Annotated in this window: 14 protein-coding genes, 1 tRNA gene and 3 rRNA genes; 2 read left to right on the top strand and 16 right to left on the bottom strand. The window is 31.2% G+C overall.

Annotation, left to right across the window (positions count from 1 at the left end):
- Positions 1-27 precede the first annotated feature (27 nt).
- The 6 genes from AVBRAN_RS00560 to AVBRAN_RS00535 form a co-directional block, all read right to left on the bottom strand.
- Positions 28-1,452, bottom strand: a complete 1,425-nt coding sequence (locus AVBRAN_RS00560; RefSeq protein WP_239803271.1) for a BspA family leucine-rich repeat surface protein — start codon at positions 1,450-1,452, stop codon at positions 28-30.
- A 2-nt stretch (positions 1,453-1,454) separates the two neighbouring features.
- Positions 1,455-1,598 carry a hypothetical protein gene (locus AVBRAN_RS00555; RefSeq protein ID WP_239803270.1) on the bottom strand — a complete coding sequence of 48 codons (144 nt, stop codon included), beginning with the start codon at positions 1,596-1,598 and terminating at the stop codon, positions 1,455-1,457.
- A 142-nt stretch (positions 1,599-1,740) separates the two neighbouring features.
- Positions 1,741-2,946: a BspA family leucine-rich repeat surface protein gene (locus AVBRAN_RS00550; RefSeq protein ID WP_239803269.1), complete on the bottom strand. Its 1,206-nt coding sequence runs from the start codon at positions 2,944-2,946 to the stop codon at positions 1,741-1,743.
- A 15-nt stretch (positions 2,947-2,961) separates the two neighbouring features.
- Positions 2,962-4,614: a hypothetical protein gene (locus tag AVBRAN_RS00545; RefSeq protein ID WP_239803268.1), complete on the bottom strand. Its 1,653-nt coding sequence runs from the start codon at positions 4,612-4,614 to the stop codon at positions 2,962-2,964.
- A gap of 41 nt (positions 4,615-4,655) precedes the next feature.
- A complete protein-coding gene (locus tag AVBRAN_RS00540) occupies positions 4,656-5,654 on the bottom strand; it encodes a hypothetical protein (RefSeq protein WP_239803267.1) in 999 nt (332 codons plus the stop codon).
- A 1-nt stretch (position 5,655) separates the two neighbouring features.
- Positions 5,656-5,955, bottom strand: a complete 300-nt coding sequence (locus tag AVBRAN_RS00535; protein ID WP_239803266.1) for a YkgJ family cysteine cluster protein — start codon at positions 5,953-5,955, stop codon at positions 5,656-5,658.
- Positions 5,956-6,349: 394 nt separating this feature from the next.
- Here AVBRAN_RS00535 and AVBRAN_RS00530 point away from each other — a divergent pair, with 394 nt between their 5' ends.
- Positions 6,350-7,099: a Fic family protein gene (locus AVBRAN_RS00530; protein WP_239803265.1), complete on the top strand. Its 750-nt coding sequence runs from the start codon at positions 6,350-6,352 to the stop codon at positions 7,097-7,099.
- 1,323 nt (positions 7,100-8,422) lie between these two features.
- On the opposite strand, the gene rrf is transcribed toward AVBRAN_RS00530, so the two are convergent.
- The 5 genes from rrf to AVBRAN_RS00505 form a co-directional block, all read right to left on the bottom strand.
- A 5S ribosomal RNA gene (rrf, locus tag AVBRAN_RS00525) occupies positions 8,423-8,539 on the bottom strand.
- A 116-nt stretch (positions 8,540-8,655) separates the two neighbouring features.
- A 23S ribosomal RNA gene (locus tag AVBRAN_RS00520) occupies positions 8,656-11,567 on the bottom strand.
- A 391-nt stretch (positions 11,568-11,958) separates the two neighbouring features.
- Positions 11,959-12,034, bottom strand: a tRNA-Ala gene (locus tag AVBRAN_RS00515).
- A 103-nt stretch (positions 12,035-12,137) separates the two neighbouring features.
- Positions 12,138-13,646, bottom strand: a 16S ribosomal RNA gene (locus tag AVBRAN_RS00510).
- Together the 16S, 23S and 5S rRNA genes with 1 tRNA gene alongside form the textbook arrangement of a ribosomal RNA operon.
- Before the next feature lie 579 nt (positions 13,647-14,225).
- A complete protein-coding gene (locus AVBRAN_RS00505) occupies positions 14,226-14,831 on the bottom strand; it encodes a Crp/Fnr family transcriptional regulator (protein ID WP_239803264.1) in 606 nt (201 codons plus the stop codon).
- Positions 14,832-14,893: 62 nt separating this feature from the next.
- Here AVBRAN_RS00505 and AVBRAN_RS00500 point away from each other — a divergent pair, with 62 nt between their 5' ends.
- Positions 14,894-16,492, top strand: coding sequence for a cytochrome b/b6 domain-containing protein (locus AVBRAN_RS00500; RefSeq protein ID WP_239803263.1), 1,599 nt, complete (start codon positions 14,894-14,896; stop codon positions 16,490-16,492).
- 406 nt (positions 16,493-16,898) lie between these two features.
- On the opposite strand, the gene AVBRAN_RS00495 is transcribed toward AVBRAN_RS00500, so the two are convergent.
- From AVBRAN_RS00495 to AVBRAN_RS00475, 5 genes are all read right to left on the bottom strand, one after another.
- Entirely contained in the window at positions 16,899-17,321 is a 423-nt protein-coding gene (locus AVBRAN_RS00495; protein WP_239803262.1) for a hypothetical protein, read from the bottom strand.
- A 162-nt stretch (positions 17,322-17,483) separates the two neighbouring features.
- The gene (locus tag AVBRAN_RS00490; RefSeq protein WP_239803261.1) at positions 17,484-18,653 is read right to left on the bottom strand and encodes a hypothetical protein; all 1,170 of its coding nucleotides are present in this window, start codon (positions 18,651-18,653) and stop codon (positions 17,484-17,486) included.
- Positions 18,654-18,661: 8 nt separating this feature from the next.
- Positions 18,662-20,020: a hypothetical protein gene (locus AVBRAN_RS00485; protein WP_239803260.1), complete on the bottom strand. Its 1,359-nt coding sequence runs from the start codon at positions 20,018-20,020 to the stop codon at positions 18,662-18,664.
- Between the two features lie 9 nt (positions 20,021-20,029).
- Positions 20,030-20,953 (bottom strand): penicillin-binding protein activator LpoB, encoded by a 924-nt coding sequence (locus tag AVBRAN_RS00480; protein WP_239803259.1) that lies wholly within the window; start codon positions 20,951-20,953, stop codon positions 20,030-20,032.
- Between the two features lie 2 nt (positions 20,954-20,955).
- Complete coding sequence (locus tag AVBRAN_RS00475) at positions 20,956-22,482, bottom strand: hypothetical protein (RefSeq protein ID WP_239803258.1); 1,527 nt, start codon at positions 22,480-22,482, stop codon at positions 20,956-20,958.
- Between the last annotated feature and the right edge of the window lie 29 nt (positions 22,483-22,511).

Here is a 22,511-nt window from a genome sequence, read left to right as displayed (position 1 = left end):
TGAAACTCCCATTTGAAATTCTTAGACTTATTCGTTTTCTTCGCAAAATTTCTTATAAAACTCAGGTAATTGCTCCAAACTCTTACAACCTGCAAACATATTGTTCATATTAGTTACCTTACTTGTATCCCAAGTATTTATTCCGCTAAAATTTGTCCTTTTACTATCAAATATAGTAAATAAATAACTCATATCTGTGATTAAACTTGTATCAATCTTATCTAGTTTAATATCATCAGTATAAACTAATGCCCTTAACTCAGCTTTGTTTTTTGGTTTAAATTTGCCATTTTTCATATCTACCCACTTATTTTTAGCAATAAACTTTGGAAGTTTTGCTAAATAATAAAAGTTTTCAATAATCTCATCTTTACTGAAACTTTTTAGATTTTTAGGATGCAAATTGATACAATCTTTAAACATATTATTCATATGCTTTACATTTGTCATATCAAACTCAATTGCTTGATTAAAGTTTATGCAACCTTCAAACATATTATTCATATTAGTTACTTTACTTGTATTCCACTCTAACTTTTTGTTAAAAAACATACAATTATAAAACACACTATCCATATTAACTACATTGCTTGTATCCCACTTTTCTATACCACTAAAATCATCCCTAAAAATACCTAGAAAAAGATAGCTCATATCTGTAATAAGACTTGTATTAATGTCTCCTAAATAAACACTATCATCATATAATATCTTTTCTAGTTGTTTTTTGTTTTTTGGCTTGTATTGCTTTTGATTATTTGAGTTTTTTCTTTTTATATTTTTGAAAAATAAGCGTGTAGAGTTAAAGCGATTATAAATTCCCATTACTATCTTAAAAAATCCTAAAGCTTGTTTTGGGTACAAAACTGCAATACATTCTAAATCACCTACACAAAGCCTTTTTATAGCTAGGATAAGCTTTCTAAATGATGAGTGATTTACGCAAGGTAGCTCGTGTATATACTCATCATCAAACATACACTCAGTATAAATAGCACTACTCATATCAAAATTTACTTTTTGTTTGAAGTTTTTACAACCATAAAACATTTGCTCAAAATTGATTACTTTTTTAGTGTTAAAGCTTACAGATTGATTAAAGCTTTCGCACTTAAAAAACATAGAGCTCATATCTTTTACTTTTAAGGTATTAAAATCTAAGCTTTGATTAAAATTTTCGCAACCACTAAACATATTATTCATATTAGTTACATTAGAAGTATCAAATGTTAAAGCTTGATTGAAGTTCCTGCAATCATTAAACATACCTCTCATATCAGTTACATTGCTGGTATCCCACTCATTTATACCACTGAAGTCTTTTCTATTACTCCAAGCAAAAAGTTCACTCATATCAGTAATCAAGCTCGTATCAATATCGCCTAAATAAATACTCTCATCTCTTACTAGCTCAAGTAATTCTTCTTTTGTAGTTGGTTTGTATTTTTTCATCTCTAATCCTTAAATATTAATTCAATAATCTTGCCAATAATTGCAAGTATAATAAGCCCTATAAAAATCAAAAGCAAAAGCCTAAAAACACCTAAGCCAAAAAATAAAAGTAAAGCTAAGATAAACAAAAGTCCTAAAAGCCACATCTAAACTCCTTTTAAATTTTACTTATCTTAGCAAAAGCAAAGTCGTGATTGTGTCCATATAAAAAAAGAATTTAAAATAGGAATTTCAAATGAAATTCCTATTTTCAAATTCTTAGGCTTATTCTTAGTTTTATTTATAAAATTACTTGTAAAACTCAGGTAATTGCTCCAAACTCTCGCAACCTTCAAACATATTTTTCATACTTAATACTTTACTAGTATCAAAATCAAGTTTTTGATTAAAGTTTTTACAATCTTTAAACATACTGCTCATATTAATCACATTTCTTGTATCAAAACTCAAGGGTTGATTAAAATTGCTACAATCATAAAACATACAGCTCATTTTTTTTACATTTTTAGTATCAAACCATAAAGGAGCGTTAAAATTATCACAACAGCCAAACATTGAGCTCATATCAGTTACATTTTTGGTATCAAATTTAAGTGTTTTATCAAAACTACTACAATGAAGAAACATACTATTCATATTTGTTACATTACTAGTATTAAAGCTAAGGTATTGATTGAAATTCTCACATCCATTAAACATATCACTCATATTTGTTACATTTTTAGTATCAAACCATAAAGGAGAGTTGAAATTATCACAACCGCTAAACATTGAGCTCATATCAGTTACATTGCTGGTATCCCAAGTATTTATCCCAGAAAAATCCTTTCTAAAGCTATCTTCAAAAAGCCCACTCATATCAGTAATCAAACTCGTATCAACTTCACTCAAATCTAAAACATTAGAATAAACAAATCTTTTTAGTTTTTCTTTACTTGTAGGCTTCAATTTATGATTTATTACTATATTGTTTTTAAAATATTGTATAACAAGCTTCATAGCAGGTTCACAATCATAAAAATATTCAAATAACTCATTTATCTCAAACTTTTCAAAAAAGCTTGAATTCATTTCATAACAACCTTTAAATATGCTTTCTAAAGCATCAACATTACTTATATCAAAATCAAAAACTTGATTTAATTTTTCGCAACCCTCAAACATAGAGTTCATACCCTCAACATTTCTAGTATTAAAATTTAAAGGTTGGTTAAAGTTTTCACAACCACAAAACATACAACTCATACTCTTAACATTTCTAGTATTAAAATTTAAAGGTTGATTGAAATTCTTACAATAATAAAACATAAAGCACATATCATCTACATTGCTAGTATCCCACTCATTTATACCACTAAAATCAGCTCTTAAACTATTATAAAAAAGCTCACTCATATCGGTTATAAGGCTCGTATCAATATCGCCTAGATAAATACTCTCATCTCTTACTAGCTCAAGTAATTCTTCTTTTGTAGTTGGTTTGTATTTTTTCATAAAATCTCCTTTAAATTAAAGCCTAAGCGGCTCATCGCTTAACATAAAATCATCAAATTCTTTCTGAGTTTTAAACAAATCATTCACTCCATAAGCATCTGCAAGTTTTATCAAAGCTTCATCAGCTTTTGCGTAATCATTATTAGCCATAGCACTGCTAATCTCAGCAAAACTTAGCTCACTAATATCTTTTAGATTGCTTATGTATTCATTTGTAAAGCTTTCTAAATGAAGTCTATTTTCTATCATTTTTGGCATTATTTCTTGATATAAAGCTTCTATTTCTTCTCTTCTTGCTTTAGCCATTTTTGCACTTGCGCAAATTGCTAAAAAGCCATTAATAGCTAAATCCAAACTTTGAGAAAATACGACAACTCCAACCGAACAAACCAAAATAGAAATCCCAGTAGCTAAAACATTACCTACATAAACGCTAAGTTCCCTTTCAAGTGCAAAACCAAATGCAACCATGATAGCCGAAAACAAGCTCTTTAAAATTGTTCTAATAAGTTGTGAGAAGCTTTTAATCTCACCTTTTATAAATTGCCAAATAGCATTAAATATTGATTTGGCACTATTTCTAAGGCTTGTCCACATAGCCCTTAGATTACCACCAATATTTTTTAAACACTGAGCAGCAAGTCCTACAATAGTATCAATTAATCCAAAACTAGCACCCCTACCAAAACTCTCACTTCCTTTTACAAAAACTTGTTTTAAAAGCCTTTGTAGTCTTATTAAAAAATCTTCGTGGTTATTGTGCAAATACTCATCTCTTAATTCCCATACAACTCCACTTGCAAAAGTGCTTAAAACAACTGTCCCTGCATCGCTTAAACCTGTTTGAGCTATATTTATACCTGCTTGTTTTGCTTGTTCTATATATACATTTTTTAAAGCGATTTTTCCATCAGTGTTGATTTTTTGTCCGTTTTCTTGAATTTCGCCTTTTATGTAGCCTGATTTAGCTCTATCACTACCCTTTTCAAGTTGTTTAAATTTCGTTTCTTTTTCATCTAATTGCTTTTGAATTATTGCTTTTTTATCTTCTGGTGCATTATCTAGATTTTGTCTTATTTGCTTAATTTCATTCTCTGCTCTTTCATAAGTATCGCTATCTACCCTAACTTTAACTCCAGCTTCAAAATACTTATCATAAGTTTTAGAAAAAATACTATCACTAACAGCCTTTAATTGCTCTTCTTTAACTACATTGCCATTTTTATCAACCCCTACTACATCTACTAAAGTATGATTTGTCTTAGCGTATTCATCAAGTTTTGGATTAGTTGCTATTCTTTTGATTTCTTCATCGCTAAAATTAGAAGTAACCATTGATTTTTTTAAATCATTATTTGTATTAAAATCTTTATTTTCATATACTTGTTTTATCTCTTTAAGCTCATCTGTTGTATAAGCTCTAGTATCATTTTTATTATAAGCATTTTTAATATTTTGCTTACCTACTTCATAAGCTTCAAACATCTGTCCAAAACCATTTGGATTGCTTCCATGTTGTTTTACTGCTTTTTGCATACTTGTAGTAAGCTTTGAACTTTCCATATAAGCACCATAAGAATCAACATTAAAAATATTTAGTCCAAATCTAGCAAGACTTTGAGTGCCTAACTCTTCTATTAGCTCATCAAAAAATAAATTTTGCGTCATTTTAACTCCTTTAAAAAAGGTGGCAAAAGCCACCTAAAAATTTATTTATTCATAATGCTTGCTGCGAACTCTTGAGAACTTAAAATAGCAGCTTTAAACTCACTTGCAATCTTGCCATCTTTACTCAACACATTCACTTTACAAATTCCACTCATTACTTTTACAATATTTACAATGTATTTCATAAACGATTTTTCGCCATTTGAATATGTAGAATAATCATGATTGCCTTCAACCATTGCTCTAAACTTAGCTAAGTCTTTTACAAGTAAAACATCAAGTTTTTCTATTTCTCTAATAGCTTCATTAACGATAGTTGATATTGAATTAGTTGCTATTCTTGCTGTATCCATTTCTTCTTTTGCTACATTTGCTTTTGTAAGATTGCTTCTAGCATCATCTAGTGCTTTTTCACCTGCTTTTGAGTATAAAAATCCACCTAGTGCTAAAACAGGAGCTGCAACGATGCCGCCAAGCACAGCCATTCCACCTGCCATACCAAATCCACCTGCAGCTAAACTTCCACCACCAAGCCAAGCTAGAGTTGCATTAGTTGCTGCTGCACCACCTAGGGTTGAAATTGCTGTTCCAGTTGATGCACTTGCAAGAAGTCCAACACTTCCATAAGCTCCGATACCAGCTAATGCACCAGCTCCAAGTGATGCTATACCACCACCTGCAAGCTCTGCAAAACTAATAACACTTTCTTTAGTAAATGCAATAAATTCTTTAATGTCAAAACTCAAATCATCTTGTGAGAAATCACTCTCTTCAATGTTTTTAATCTGTGAATATATATCAATAAATTCACTAAAAGAATGCTCGTGAATATGTATTTTTGCTAAACCTAAATTTTCTAAAGCTTTATTTGCTTGGTCTCTTGATTTTTCTAATTTACTTTTAGCATCATCAAAAATACCTTGCGCTTTAGAATTTATATTCTCAGCTTCTTTTTTATCGCAATGTCCATCATAAGCTTTTTTTGCTCCAAAAGCACCTGCTGCTACTGCTATACCACCTAAAATAAAAGGAATTGGCATTTTAAATCTCCTTAATTAAATTAATTTTATATTTTTTATCTACTTTAAATTTATCTTGTAAAGCATTGCAGACTTTTATATTCTCGTTGTAATATTTAGCCTTACTCATATACTTTTTAAGAAACCTTTCGTAATATTCATCAACCCTACAAACCATAGGACGATTTTCATAAATCCTGCATGTATTATCATCTGCTAGGTGCATACAAACACCATTTAAATTAAATTCTTCTAGTTCTTTTACTCCGTTAATACTTTTGCAGCATAAGCCACATGCAGTGCATGGAAAATTATCTAACATTGCTAAGTTCCTTTGAATGTAAATGAGAAGTTTTGAATAAAATTAATGAAGTTAAGTGATTTTAGTTTTTGTAAAATCCCCCCCCCATAAGAGAAAATATAGCTTTCATTTATTCTCCTTTCTTGTAATTTTTCGCATTATAGCATATGAGTTGTCAAAATTCTGTCCATATAAAAAATATTTAAAATATTATTAATAAAAATATTGATTTTAAAAGCTTAAACTAAAAACAAAATATAATACTAATTACTGCAAATAAAAAAATATTTTATCTTACTTTAACTATTTGTATTACATATTATTGTATTGACTATAATAAATTTCTAGGTTATAAAAATAAAAAGATGAATGTATTAAAATAAAATTATATAAATTAAAAAAGGGATTAATAAATATGAAAAATAAATTTCATATGAGTTTAGAATACAACATATGTTTAGCAAAAAGAAATATCGTAGATAATATCTATAAAAGTGCGAGACTTGAGGGAATTAATGTAACTTTTCCACAAGTAGAAGCCATTTATAACGGTGCAAGCGTGGGCAATCTAAAGGTAGATGATATTGTAGCTATTAACAACCTTAAATATGCTTGGTATGTTCTTTTTGATACTATAAGTTATCCTGAAGTTGATTTTGCTTATATTTGTAAAATGAACAAGACTATAGGTGCAAATTTAATCTATCAATCAGGCTACATAAGGCAATTTGATGTAGCTATTGGTGGAACAACTTACAAACCTAAAATGCCATATAAAGAAGAAATTATAGAAGAATTAAACGAAATACAAAAAATCACAAACACTACACAAAGAGCAATAACATTAATGTTATATCTAATGAGAAAACAAATATTTAGCGATGGCAACAAACGAACGGCAATTCTATGTGCTAACAAGGTCTTGATTAGCAATGGAGCTGGTTTGGTAAATATTCCAGTCGGATTAATTAACGAGTTTAAAGAAAAATTAATTAAATATTATGAAACAAATGAAATGAAAGATATTATGGATTTTACTTATAAAAATTGTATTGATGGATTTAATAGCATAGAGCCTAGTATTGAAGAAAAGCTTGAGAGTGAAAAAAATGATGAAATGTTTAATCAATACATAGCAAAATCTTATAAAAATAAATTGTTTTAAAGAATATAAGCTTTATTTTAAAAGCTAATATTTATACTTTTAATCTATTTGATTAAAAACAAAATTACCTAATAATTAAATATATTGCTATTACGATAGGAGTAATTAATAGCTTTATGTTTTTATTGTTTTCTTTAAATTTAGCTAAATAATTTAAAATTCTTAATCAAGTGAGCTATAAAACAAATACTTGATTTAGCAGAGTAAAAAACACTTGCAAAAACACTACCCCCCCCCCAACACTAAAAACTCATATCCTAATTATGTTTTATATGCGTAATAAATACTTTTATATAATCAATCTAATTAATTTAATTACTTAATAAGCTTAGTATTAACTTACTCTAAAGTATTTAATTAAGTTTAATTTTTATTACTTTAAATCACTAATTAAACTTAGCATAAAAATACTTTAGCATTAATTACTTATCTTCTAAAAACAATCTAAGCCCTAATTACTGCAACAGAATTTAAATCCAAATTTTATATAAGCTTAATTTTTAAATACTTCGTTTTACAGAAATTTTATTTGATATAAACCTTGCTATACATAAACCTAGTTTTAAAAACTTCTTTTACAGAAACTTCGTTTTACAGACATTTCGTTTTTTAAAAACTTTGTTTTACATAAACTCTATTTAAATAAACCTAATTTTATAAACACCCCATTCACTACTAATATTGCTTATTAAAGATAAAGATTTGATAGCATAAATAAGAAATTTGCTACCAATAACATTACTTAATTAAAATTAGAAAAAATAATATTTAATTACAATCCTTCACTACCAATATTATTTTTCAACCACTCATATTACCTTAATGATGTTTTCATATGAGATTATGGCTTACGTCTAAATATTATTCTAATATTGATTTAACTTTAACTACCTAAAAAAACAATTAATCACCTAAGCTTATTAAATACATAATTCTTTAAACATATAAAGCTACTTAAATTAAATAAGCATACTCATATAAATACTTTAAACATATAACTTATAAATACTTCTAGCATATACTAAAACTACTTAAAGCAAATAAAAAAAACCTATATAAAAAGTAAGAGCTATATTGTATAAGTATCATTTAAAATATCTATTTTTATAATCTCATACTAAAAAATATAATTAAGCAAATTATTTAAAGTAAAGGTTTTAAAAACCCAAACAAAGCTAAAAAAGAAAGCAACAATAAAAACTTACCTTTTAGCCCTATCCCGTTTCTACAATTAAAAAAATATAATAAAAAAATTAAATCTAAAAATATGTATATAAAAATCAATTATTATTAAAAAGAAAGGAGTTAAAAAAGATTTTAACAAGTCCGCAACGAGCTACTTTCCCCATGCCAGTAAGGCGTAGTATCATCACCCACAATGTGCTTAGCTTCTTGGTTCGGGATGGGACAAGGCGTTACCACATTTGTATAATCACGGACATTGTTATTTAAATCTATTAGTATTTAATAAACTTAAATAACAATGTTAAAAGCAAGTAATTTAAACTCTTAAACTTACTAAAGTAATAAACCTTAGCAAGGAAGTAATGCTTATTTAAAGTAAGCGGACGGTCTATTAGTATTGGTCAGCTAAATGGCTTTCACCACTTACACACCCAACCTATCAAGCAGCTAGTCTTGCTGCGACCTTAAGAGAAGATTCATCTTAGAGTTGGCTTCGAGCTTAGATGCTTTCAGCTCTTATCACATCCGAACTTAGCTACGCTGCGATGCTCTTGGCAGAACAACAGCTACACCAGTGGTTCGTTCAACCCGGTCCTCTCGTACTAGGGTCAAATCTCTTCAATCTTCTTACGCCCACGGCAGATAGGGACCGAACTGTCTCACGACGTTCTGAACCCAGCTCGCGTACCGCTTTAAATGGCGAACAGCCATACCCTTGGGACCTGCTCCAGCCCCAGGATGCGATGAGCCGACATCGAGGTGCCAAACCTCCCCGTCGATGTGAGCTCTTGGGGGAGATCAGCCTGTTATCCCCGGGGTACCTTTTATCCTTTGAGCGATGGCCCTTCCACACAGAACCACCGGATCACTAAGACCGACTTTCGTCTCTGCTTGACGTGTTTGTCTTGCAGTTAAGCTGGTTTATGCCTTTATACTCTACAAACGATTTCCAACCGTTTTGAACCAACCTTTGTAAGCCTCCGTTATTTTTTGGGAGGCGACCGCCCCAGTCAAACTACCCACCAGACATTGTCCTACGTGAGGATAACTCACGCTAGTTAGCTACCCGAATAAGAAAGAGTGGTATCTCAACGATGGCTCATTATAAACTGGCGTCTATAACTCAAAGCCTCCCACCTATCCTGCACATTCTTATCCAAGTAGCAGTGTCAAGCTGTAGTAAAGGTCCACGGGGTCTTTCCGTCTTGCCGCGGGTAGGAGGAATTTTCACCTCCACTACAATTTCACTGGATCCCTCTTTGAGACAGCTCCCATCTCGTTACGCCATTCATGCAGGTCGGTATTTAACCGACAAGGAATTTCGCTACCTTAGGACCGTTATAGTTACGGCCGCCGTTTACTCGGGCTTCGATCAAGAGCTTCGCATTGCTGCTGACCCCATCAATTAACCTTCGAGCACCGGGCAGGCGTCACACCCTATACATCCACTTACGTGTTAGCAGAGTGCTGTGTTTTTGGTAAACAGTCGGGAGGGACTCTTTGTTGTAAGTTTCCTTGCCTTCGGAGTAAATCCTAATACAAGGCTAACCACACCTTATACCGAAGATACGGTGCTATTTTGCAGAGTTCCTTAAAGAGAGTTCTTCCACGCGCCTTAGAATACTCATCCCACCCACCTGTGTCGGTTTACGGTACGGGCAACATTATCTAAACTTAGAAACTTTTCTTGGCTCGACGGCATCAGCAATTCTTCCTTCCATCCGAAGACTTCAGAAAGCCTTTCAGTTCTCGGTCTAATGTTATACGGATTTGCCTGTATAACAACCTACTACCTTAGACTAGCACTTCCATCCGCTAGCTTGCTTAGCCCTAAGCGTCCTTCCATCGCACAATAATGTTGGTATTGGAATATTAACCAATTTTCCATCGCATACCCCTTTCGGACTTTGCTTAGGACCCGACTAACCCTACGATGACGAGCATCGCGTAGGAAACCTTGGGTTTACGGCGTTAATGATTCTCACATTAATTATCGCTACTCATGCCTGCATGCTCACTTCTATACGCTCCAACGCTCCTTACCGGTACATCTTCAACGCCTATAGAACGCTCTCCTACCACCCAAGCTAGGCTTGGGTCTACAGCTTCGGTACTTATTTTAGCCCCGTTATATTTTCCGCGCAAAATCACTAGACCAGTGAGCTATTACGCTTTCTTTAAAGGATGGCTGCTTCTAAGCCAACCTCCTGGTTGTTAAAGTAACTTCACATCGTTTTCCACTCAAATAAGATTTAGGGACCTTAGCTGGTAGTCTGGGTTGTTCCCCTCTCGACGACGGATTTTATCACTCGCCGCCTGACTGCTGTGATTACACTATAAGTATTCGGAGTTTGATAGGGTTTGGTACATTGGTGTATGCCCTAGCCCATTCAGTGCTCTACCCCTTATAGCTACTACACAACGCTATACCTAAATATATTTCGGAGAGAACCAGCTATCACGAAGTTTGATTGGCCTTTCACCCCTATCCACAAGTCATCCGGAGCCGTTTCAATGGCCGTCGGTTGGGTCCTCCACTAGTTCTTACACTAGCTTCAACCTGCTCATGGATAGATCACTTCGTTTCGGGTCTGCAGCATCTGACTTATCGCCCTATTAAGACTCGCTTTCGCTACGGCTTCACGTTAGCTTAACCTTGCCAGACACCACAACTCGCAGGCTCATTATGCAAAAGGCAGTCCATCACCCTGTATTGCTACATAGGGCTCTGAATGATTGTAAGCAAATGGTTTCAGGTTCTATTTCACTCTGATCACCTCAGTTCTTTTCACCTTTCCCTCACGGTACTTGTACACTATCGGTCAGACATTAGTATTTAGGGTTGGATCGTGGTCGACCCAGCTTCAGACAAGATTTCACGTGTCTCGCCCTACTCAGGATACTGCTAAGTAAAGTAAAGATTTTATGTACGGGAGTATCACCCTCTACGCTCAAGCTTTCCAACTTGTTCTACTATCTTTGCTTAGTCTTTGTTGCAGTCCTACAACCCCACTAGTAAACTAGTGGTTTGCCCTCTTACGCTTTCGCTCGCCGCTACTAGCGTAATCTCTATTGATTTCTTTTCCTGTTGGTACTAAGATGTTTCAATTCCCAACGTTCGCTCCATATATGGTAATACATATCTCTATGTATTGGGTTGCCCCATTCGGAAATCTACGAATTAATGCCCCTTGACGGCTCCTCGTAGCTTATCGCAGTCTAGTACGTCCTTCATCGCCTTTGTCTGCCAAGGCATCCACCATTTGCTCTTATTAGCTTACCTTTGTTAATAATGTTATTAATATTTTTACAATTAATAGTATTAATTGAAATATATTTGCATGCATTATTGTTATTGTTTTTAGTATTACTAAAACGCATTACTTCCTTGCTAAAGTTTTTATGTAATTATTAATCTTAATCTTCAAGACGGAAAGCGTCTAAGCTGTGATGCTTAAAAACTTTTTCTTATATATACTTAATATATGTAATAAGAAAGAGATTAAGTATAACTACCTTTAACAAGCTTATGAAATTGTTTTATATTACTTGCTTGTGACTCTTAACATTGATAAATAAAATAACACTAGGTTAGAAACTATATATAACATAGAATTAAATTAAATAAAACCTAGAAAGAACATTTAGCTTAAATGCTCTGTTTAAGTTTTATATGGTGGAGAATAGCGGGATCGAACCGCTGACCTCCTGCGTGCAAGGCAGGCGCTCTCCCAGCTGAGCTAATTCCCCATATCAATACTCATTTCAACCTTTGATATCCAAACAAGCTCTCAAGAGCTCTTGAAATATTTATTATTACTCTTTAGTGTGAGTTAAAGAGTATGTACTCTAGAAAGGAGGTGATCCAACCGCAGGTTCTCCTACGGTTACCTTGTTACGACTTCACCCCAGTCGCTGATTTTGCTGTGGGCGGTAACTAGTTTAGTATTCCGACTTAAAGCACAATCAACTCCCATGGTGTGACGGGCGGTGAGTACAAGACCCGGGAACGTATTCACCGTAACATAGCTGATTTACGATTACTAGCGATTCCGGCTTCATGCTCTCGAGTTGCAGAGAACAATCCGAACTAAGACATATTTTATAGATTTGCTCCACCTCGCGGTATTGCTTCTCATTGTATATGCCATTGTAGCACGTGTGTAGCCCTGGGCATAAGGGCCATGATGACTTGACGTCGTCCACACCTTCCTCCTCCTTGCGAAGGCAGTCTATTTAGAGTGCTCAGCCGAACTGTTAGCAACTAAATACGTGGGTTGCGCTCGTTGCGGGACTTAACCCAACATCTCACGACACGAGCTGACGACAGCCGTGCAGCACCTGTCTCTAAGTTCTAGCAAGCTAGCACCCTCGTATCTCTACAAGGTTCTTAGGATATCAAGCCCAGGTAAGGTTCTTCGCGTATCTTCGAATTAAACCACATGCTCCACCGCTTGTGCGGGTCCCCGTCTATTCCTTTGAGTTTTAATCTTGCGACCGTACTCCCCAGGCGGTATGCTTAATCCGTTAGGTGCATTACTGAAATGACTAGCATTCCAACAACTAGCATACATCGTTTAGGGCGTGGACTACCAGGGTATCTAATCCTGTTTGCTCCCCACGCTTTCGCGCCTTAGCGTCAGTTAAGTTCTAGCAGATCGCTTTCGCAATTGGCATTCTTAGTAATATCTACGGATTTTACCCCTACACTACTAATTCCATCTGCCTCTCCCTTACTCTAGAATAGCAGTTTTGAATGCAGTTTAATGGTTAAGCCATTAGATTTCACATCCAACTTACTACTCCGCCTACGCGCCCTTTACGCCCAGTGATTCCGAGTAACGCTTGCACCCTCCGTATTACCGCGGCTGCTGGCACGGAGTTAGCCGGTGCTTATTCTTACAATACAGTCAGTATTCTTCTTGTAAAAAAGGAGTTTACGCTCCGAAAAGTGTCATCCTCCACGCGGCGTTGCTGCTTCAGGGTTTCCCCCATTGAGCAATATTCCCCACTGCTGCCTCCCGTAGGAGTCTGGACCGTGTCTCAGTTCCAGTGTGTCTGATCATCCTCTAAGACCAGATATGCGTCATAGCCTTGGTAAGCCATTACCTTACCAACTAGCTGATACAATATAGCCCTATCCCTTACCGAAAAACTTTCCCACCCTAACTTATGTTAGAGCGGAGTATAGAGTATTAGCACTCATTTCTAAGTGTTGTCCTCTTGTAAGGGGCAAGTTAGCTATACATTACTCACCCGTGCGCCACTAATCCGTCTAGCAAGCTAGACTTCATCGTTCGACTTGCATGTGTTAGGCACGCCGCCAGCGTTCACTCTGAGCCAGGATCAAACTCTCCATAATTTAAATGATTATTTTTTAATCTATGAAAAATTAAAAAATAAATAAAATAATGAAGTGAATGATTTAAAACTTATATATAAGAAAGTTTTAAATGGCTCTTGATCACTTGTTTAGATATCAAAGATTGACGTTGAAATAATTGATATATTTAAAATTAACAATAAAACTATTTAAAATAACAAGTTTGATAACTGAAGTTATGCAAACGAAAGCCTGAATTATATACAGCAAAACTTAAAGTATTCTTAAATATGAAAATATTTTTTAAAAAAATTGAAAAAAATGAAAAAATATGAAAAAGTTTTTGAGTTATTTGAAATGGACTAGTGGTAATAGATTGTTTAAAATACTTGGGAAATAAGGGTTTAGTGGAGTTTATGGTTATTAGGATTTATAGGTAAAGTTTATAATATAAATAATTATAAAAAAACCAAAATCCTATTTCAAATTATTTTAAATAGCTTTATTTTTAGTATTGCAATTAGAAAAATCATTTAATTTTAAAGAATTTAAATTTGAAATTTAGATTTTAAATCTAGCAATATCTAAGATTTATTTTAAACTCCTGTTTTAAATTCTTTAAGTACAAACAATAATAGCACCTCGTTTTAACACGATTTTATTATCATTTTTCAACTCTTTTAAAACCCTTGAAATACTTTCTCTTGAGCTACCTACTACTCTTGCTAATTCTTCGTGAGTGATTTTTAATTCATTATTGCTTGCATTATCTTTTATATATTTTAAAACACGATTTGAAAGCGGCATAAAAGCAAAATCTTCTAAAAATTGCATAATTTCGCTAAGTCTTTTAGAAATAATGTCTAATTTTAGCTGTTTAAATTCTAAATATTTTTCGCTTAATTCTTCTAAATCTTTGCTAGGAATTACCCAAACATTAGTGTTTTTTACAAACTCAATATTAACATCAAAACTAATATTATTTAGCACGCAAGAAGCTGATAATAAGCAATATTCATCATTTGATAAATTAAAAATATCAATCTTTCTAATGCCATTATCAATAAATATCTTAATACTTCCATCAATTATAAATATAAGCCCTTGACAATCCCATAAATCATCACCTTTTTTATAAGTCTTAAAAAGACCTTTTTCTAAACATTTTTTAATTAGCTCATTATTTGTAAATATAGAATTTAAAAAATCTTCAATCTTTTTCATTGTAACTTTATCACATACATAATTTTTAAAAACTCTTATACTTTATCAAAAAAAGGAATATTATGAGTTTAGATAGAAGAAATTTTTTAAAAATCGCAGGAATTGCTAGTGTAAGCAAGGTTTTTGCAAATACCAATCAAGAAAAAATGGCAAAACTAATTGATTTAAGCCTTTGCGATGGCTGTGCTAATTTAGCAACACCTTTATGCGTAAGTGCTTGTAAATTAAAAAATAAAGATGTTTTTCCTAAACCAATTAGCAAAATACCAAATTATTATCCACAAAAATTTTATGAAGATTATCAAGACAAAAAAGATGAGATTAATAGGCTAAATCCTTATAATTTCATCTATGTTGAAAAATTAAACATAGATAATAAAAACATAAATATCCCAAGACATTGTATGCATTGTGATGACCCAACTTGTCTTAAAATATGTCCTTTTGGAGCAATTAGCAAAGATAATTCAGCAGTTAAGATTAACCCTAATGTTTGTTTTGGTGGAGCAAAATGTAAAGATGTTTGCCCTTGGCACATACCACAACGACAAGCAGGGGTTGGAGTTTATCTTAAAATAGCACCTAAATTAGCAGGTGGTGGAGTTATGTATAAATGCGATTTATGTGCTGATATTAGTATTCCTGCTTGTGTGAGTGCTTGTCCTAAAAACGCAATGATATATGCAAATAAGGAAAAAATAAAATTACTAGCCCTAAAAAAGGCACAAGAATATAAAGATTTAGCCAAAGATGATGGCACATATATTTACGGAGATAAACAAAACGGCGGAACTGCAACTTTTTATGTATCGCCGATTTCATTTGAAAAAATTCAAGAAGCAATAAGCACAAAACACGCAAACAACACTCAAGGAATAGCACATATGAAAGTAGATATAAATAACAAAATAACCAGTAATGACAAAATTATTAAAAGTGTTTTATTAAGCCCGATTGCAGGTGTTTTAGCAGGTGTTTTACTAAGGAAAAAAATGAAAATTAAAAGACAAAGTATATTTAATCAAATAACTCATTTAGGAATAATGATTAGTGTTTTTGCGTTGATTTTTAGTGGTATTTTACAAATGCCTGTCGCAAAAAGATATATGATTTATAAATTACCTTTAATGTCTTGGAGTGTGGATTATTATATTAGTTTGATGATTCATTATATTTTTAGTATTAGCTTGATATTTTTTGTATTTTTGCATATTACATATTATATTTTACGCAAAGATTTTTCAATGCTTCCAAAAAAAGGTGATATTAAAAAAAGCATAAAATTAATCTATGCAATAATTTTTAACAAAGAAGAAGAACCTTGCGAAAAATACCTACCAGAACAACGCCTTGCGTATTTAGGACTTGTAATTATTATGGCTGTTTTAATTATTACAGGGCTTATTAAAACTTATAAAAATTTAGCAGAAATTTCAATTAGTGAAAACTCTATATTTTTAGTAGCATTACTACATAATATTGGAATGTTTTTAATGATTTTTTGGATATTTATACATTTATTTGCTTTTGTTTTTAAGACTAATAGAGCACTTTTAGGTGCTATGTTTGGTGGAAAAATTGATGCTAAATATGTATTAAAAAGACATAAATTATGGCATGAAGGTGTAAAAGCCGCTAAAAAGGTTTTAAATATGTTATGAGATTACTAGAACTAAATTATAAATTTGATGATTTATTTAGTTGAAATTGATACCGATGAAATATACTTAAGAAAATAAATTTTCATAATATAAAAATAAGAAAAATTAGTAAAAACAAAGGACAAATTTAAGCAACTTTGCAAGTATTAAACAAAGCCAAAAATTATTACTAACTTTACTAAAAAAAGGCATAAATCATACAATCAAATAAAAATATTATATTTATTTTGTAATATCAAAATATAGTTTTAAGAACTACTAATATTTTAAAATTAAATTAAATATTTTCAGTTAGATGACAGGTATAAAAAAGTTTGTCTATTGTATTATTTCGTAGTTATTACTATTATTAAATCTTTAAAAGAAAACTTTAAACAAACATTGATAAATTAAAGCTTGTGATGATTTATAAGAATTTAAATTTGCTTAAAATATAGTCTATTATTGTTTTACTTTTAGCTTTGATTTTACTCAAATCTTCAACCAAGAAAAACTTAGAAAATATAAATATATTCAAATAACGCTCAATAATAGAAAAAATAGCAATAGATATTAAAAAAATCGCAAATAATATAAAGATAAAAAATACAAAATTTTCATTAGCTAAATTCTTATTTGAAGTGGCAAAAATTATTGTAATAATAGCGCTAATAAAACCAAAAATAACACTCAAAGCATTGCTAAAAGAAAAGCCATTAATCTTGCTTTTTAAAATATAAAAAGCATTGCAATTAGGACATTTTAGACTAATAAATCCTAAATCTTTTTTATAAGTTAATTTTGAGATTTTACAAGAACAAATATCACACTTTTTATTGATAATTTCCACTTTAATTTCCTTGTAACAAAATGTTTTATTTTATATCAGATAATACTTGTGATTTTATCACTAATTTAAATTCTTTTAGCAATTCAACTTTTAAAGCTATGTTCTATTATTTTACATAAAAATTTATAAATATTTTAAGAAATGGCAAAGCGCCATTTCTTGCTACAAACCATATCCGTTTGAGACTTTTTTCTTAATTTTCTCTTCTTTTTTAATTCTACAAATATCTCCTTTTTTTATATTACCGCTTGATATATTTGCATAACTTTGTTTTTCGTTGTTTCTAATAATCTCTACAACTCCTGAAAAATCTTCTGTATAACTCTTCTCCTTTGTTCTGCTATCAATAATTACCTTGCCTTTTGCAAAACAATCTAAGGTAGTTCCAATGGGTATTTTTTGAGTAAAAATAGCAAGATTATTGCTAATATTTTCTACCACTGGCGGATAAATACCTGAATGAAAATTCTCAACCAACTCTTTTGCAATTTTATTTATAAAATTATCAATTTCTACATTATTTAACTCTTTAAATTCATATTGTATTGTGCTTGTATTTGAATATTTTATCTCTTGAGTAGCCATTAAAATAACTTGATAATTTATAGTTGCACTAAGGTTTGATTTGCCTATGCTATTTGTATAGCTTGAATGCTTACCAGGAATATATTTAAATGATGCTACATCAAACAAAAATACATAATCAGCCCCTAAAGTATGGCCTAATCTTAATGCTTCATCTTTACTAGCATTATTTTTAATAAATCTTGCTTCATTTTCGGTTATGTTTTGATTATCTCTATCTAATAAATTAAATTTTCTAGCCTTATAAATCTCATTTTGTATGGCTGTTTTTAATATATTTAAAAACACCAACTCTTCATAACCAATATTCATCATATTTAATTCACTAATTCTAGGAACTACAATCAAATTATGCTTATTTGTATTTTGACCTGGGATTTTATAGTATTTGCTAGAGCTAATTTTTTTAATCTGAACTACTACCTTATAACCATCAGCAGTCTGCATTTTGCTAATTACATCAAATGAATTAAATCTACCTTGTGTTGCACGAGATATCTTTTTATTATAAGTTTCTTGATAATTTATATCGCCGTTATTATTACTTGCTTGAACTTTATTTTGATGAGTGCTTTTTATATAAGCACCATTTAATTTCCCAATGGCTTCTGCAAGAGCATTATCAACTGCTTGTTCATACGTTAGACCATATCCTTCACCAGTAGCAGTTTTTACGCTAGTTTTAGTAACAATAGCAGCATTTAGGCTTATTACTAAGCCTAAGATCATAATTAATAACTTTTTCATACAAGCCCCTAAAAATCATCTGTTACTTGATTGCTATAAATTAGCATTGATTTTTGCACTTTAACAGGTTTTACATCTTTGCTTGTTGCAGTTTTTTGACCAGTTTTTACTGCACTAATTTGTTCATTCTTTTTATCAATTTGTTTAATATTACTTAAAGAATAAGAAACCATAGAACCAACAACTCCAACATCGCCTAAATCTTGATACCATTGTTCTATTGTCTTCATTCCTTTAGTATTTACTTTACTATGAGTTTTTACTATTTTAGAAAAAGAACTTGATATAGTATTTTCAACACTACCTTCTTCATATACTCCATCATTAATAGCGCCTTCAATTACGGTAAACATAGCATTTTGAATAGTTTTCATTTCGGCAGTGTAATTTTTTTGTAAATCTACATAAGAACCTAAAAATTGTGCTAAATTATCTTGAGCTACCATTTCTGATTTTTCTGTATTTGTTTCTTGTAATTGATATTTTAAAGCAGGTTTTTGCTTGTATGATTTTAAAGAAAATGATAATAATGCGGGTCTACAATTCTCATCCCAATAAAACATTGTTCCTACCCTGCCTAATCTTTCTTCATCGCTCATAGCTTTTATAATATCTGTTACTTTTTTGCAAATTGCTTTATTTTCTGGTTCTGGAATTTCAATACCCTTAGTAAGACTATTATAAAGCTGAATTGACCTATCAGATACATAAGCAATCACCCCAAGTCTTGAATTACCATCTTTATCTGTATCAATTACGCTCATATAAGTTACCAAACCTTGTGCTATACCCGAACCACTTTGACTTATATTAGAAGCAAATGTATCTGAAAATATTGCACTTTTTGCTATTGCTTTTGCTTGTTCTTTTTGAGCTTGTGAGTAATCTTGTATATCTAAATTGGGGTCTATTATAGTTTTTATTCTATTTAAAACACCATCCACAATTTCTTCATAGCTTTGTTCTCTTTTCATAGCTTTTAATTCAGCTTTCGCTTCATTTTCAAGCTCACTTTTTAGCTTTTGTGCATCTTCTGTTTTATCAGTTATAGCCAAAATAGCGCTACTTATATGCCTTAAACCATTCTCAGCTATTGCTTTGCTTTTAATTTCTAGCATAGCCTTTTGAAAAGCTGTATCTACATAACTATAAAAATTTGCCCCACTCTTATTTTGTGCTAAAGAGACAATTTTTGCCCCTACAAATAAAATCTCATCTTTGTTTTGTAATTCATTTTTTATACAAGCTATATATTTATCAAACTTACCTTTTTCACCTTCACAAACTTTTATTGGACTTTCACTTGCAAATGTTATTTGACTCATTAATAATGTAGCTATAAAACTCAAAAGTGTTTTCTTTAACATTTTTACCCCTTAAAATTTCTTATTAATGATTTCTCTGCCTTTCCACTCTACCACGCCTGTTGCTAATCTATTAATAGATACATCTAGATAATACGCAACTTCACCTGTTTCTAAATTAGTTTGTTGAGTGATAACACCCCTTAAAGAATGAGTAGGACCTACTAAATGTCCTGATTGAACAATTTTATCTTGGTCAAAATCTTCATTTCCTTCAAGAGATTTAGCTATCGCATAAGAATTACTCGTGCTACCATCACCCGATACACTATCAATATAATTTGCTAATTGATAATCATTGATAGCATTTACTAATTCTTCTTTTATAATTTTAGGGCTAAAGTTTTGTCTTGTATTGTTTTTAATTCTTTCTACCATTAAATTGCACGGGTAATCTCCGCAATTTAAAAACTTATCACTTCTAACTTTTGCGTAATACATTTGTTTTACAAGTTTATCGGTTGTTAAAGAAAAATCATTTGAGCCAATTTTTGAATGCTTACTATCATATAAAGCACCTTTAGGTATTTCACTAATTCCGGTAATCAATACTTTATAATTTACAGAATCATCGGTTGGAGCTAAATATAATAAATTTTTTGTATCATGATTTGATACTTCTAAATAATCAGTAGTTAATCTTTCGCTAAACGCATCTGTTGTCATACCATTTGTATCTTCCCAAGTAATTTTTACCTTATAAGCCTTTTGGCTTTTAGTTTGACTTGTTAGTTTTAAATTCACAACTTCACGATTACCTTTTTTACTCTTTACTAACTCACAACCTAAATATTTTAAGTCTTTAGCATTTGCATAAGTTACATTAGGGCATTTATCTAATGCTCCTATAGTATTATTTGTATTTGCAGGAGAATTTTGATTACTTACACAAGCACTAAATAATAATCCAGCTAATAAAATTGAATATTTTTTCATTATTAATTCTCCCCTACATTTACTTGTGTTACTTTTTTACCTTCAATTACTTTTATATAATTTGTGCCTATTTTTGGAGATTTAACATAAATTAAGTAGTTTTTATCTTTATCTAAATTAGATTTTGAAAATATTTCATTTCCTTTATTATCTGTGATTTTAATATCTCCTGTATTATCAAGTATTGTTAATTGATAATCTTTTGGAAGTCCCACAACGCGTCTTAAATCACTATGATTAACAGCTTCAGTGGCTTTATTTGCTGCAAATCCTAATAATGGACTTTTATTAGCTGCACTAGCATTTAAAGAAGTTTTAACAGCTGCATCAAAAATAGCTTTTATCATTGTAACAGTTAAATTACTATTGTAATCTTTAGTAATTATTTTATCCATATCGGCTAATTGTTTTGTATTTTCTTTATTTTTATTGTTGCTTACTTCTAAATACTCATAAGATGATTTGCTATCAGTTAATTTTGGAAATACCCCACGAGCATCGGTAAGCCCACCAATAGCTTTGATAATATCATCATCTAATTTTGTATTAATATTTAAAGCTGCATAAGTAACTGCTAATTTAACAGCATTATCTTTTAAATGGTTTAAGTCAGCTGGAATAGGAAAACTGATTTCATAATCTTCTAAACCTTTTGATTCCCCGTTTTCATATACTACAAATACATTATTTGTATCAGATTTGTTATCACCATAAATTTTATCAAAAACACTTGCTAATACTTTATTATCAACATTTTTCTCTTTGATTTTTAATAATTTATTTCTAACTTCATCAACTTCTTCGCCACCTTCTAAAATTCCACCTACAAATTCCATAAATTCAACATAAGTATTAATAAATCCTTGCTCTGCTTGAAGAATTTTGCAATCATCATCTATAAAAATATCTTCTGATTTTTTATCGTTTTTGCAATTCATACCCATTAATTCACTTGTATTGTCCTTAATAGCACTATTTGCTAAATTTTGAATAATTTTAAATAAAAAACCATCTTCGCCGCCCATATCTTTTGCTGCTTTTACGATTTCTTTTTTATATTTTTCTTCAATTTTTTCTTGTTCATCACCAGCTAATCTAAACAATCTATTAGCTGATTCAAAAATAGAATTATTACTACCTTCTACTGCTTCTTTATCAAATAAAACACTTGTTGATAATAATTGGTCTATTCCTTGATAAGTTCTTAAAATCGGTAATTCATAAAATAAACCTTTGTAATCAAGTATACCAGAATCATTAAAGCCATTTACAGCTGCATTAAAAGATGTATAAGAATTTGTATAATCACCACAATATAATAATTTAATACCTTCTGCACTTCCGTTATATATAGGGTCTTTTGTAACTTCGTTGTATTTGCAAACGCTATCTTTGTTTGCTTGAATATTGTATAGATTGCTAAGTTTTGAATCTAAATCGCCTTGTCCTCCTGTAGAAAAAGAGCAAGCACTAAATGTTAATACCCCCCCCAACAACACCGATGTAAGTAGTGAAATTTTAATTTTCATTGTTTCTCCTTGAGTTAAAATTAGATTAT

The sequence above is a fragment of the Campylobacter sp. RM12651 genome (assembly GCF_022369475.1).
In the GTDB taxonomy this organism is placed as follows: domain Bacteria; phylum Campylobacterota; class Campylobacteria; order Campylobacterales; family Campylobacteraceae; genus Campylobacter_E.
Note: the sequence above shows the minus strand (reverse complement) of the source record. Positions and strands in the feature narration are given on the sequence as shown.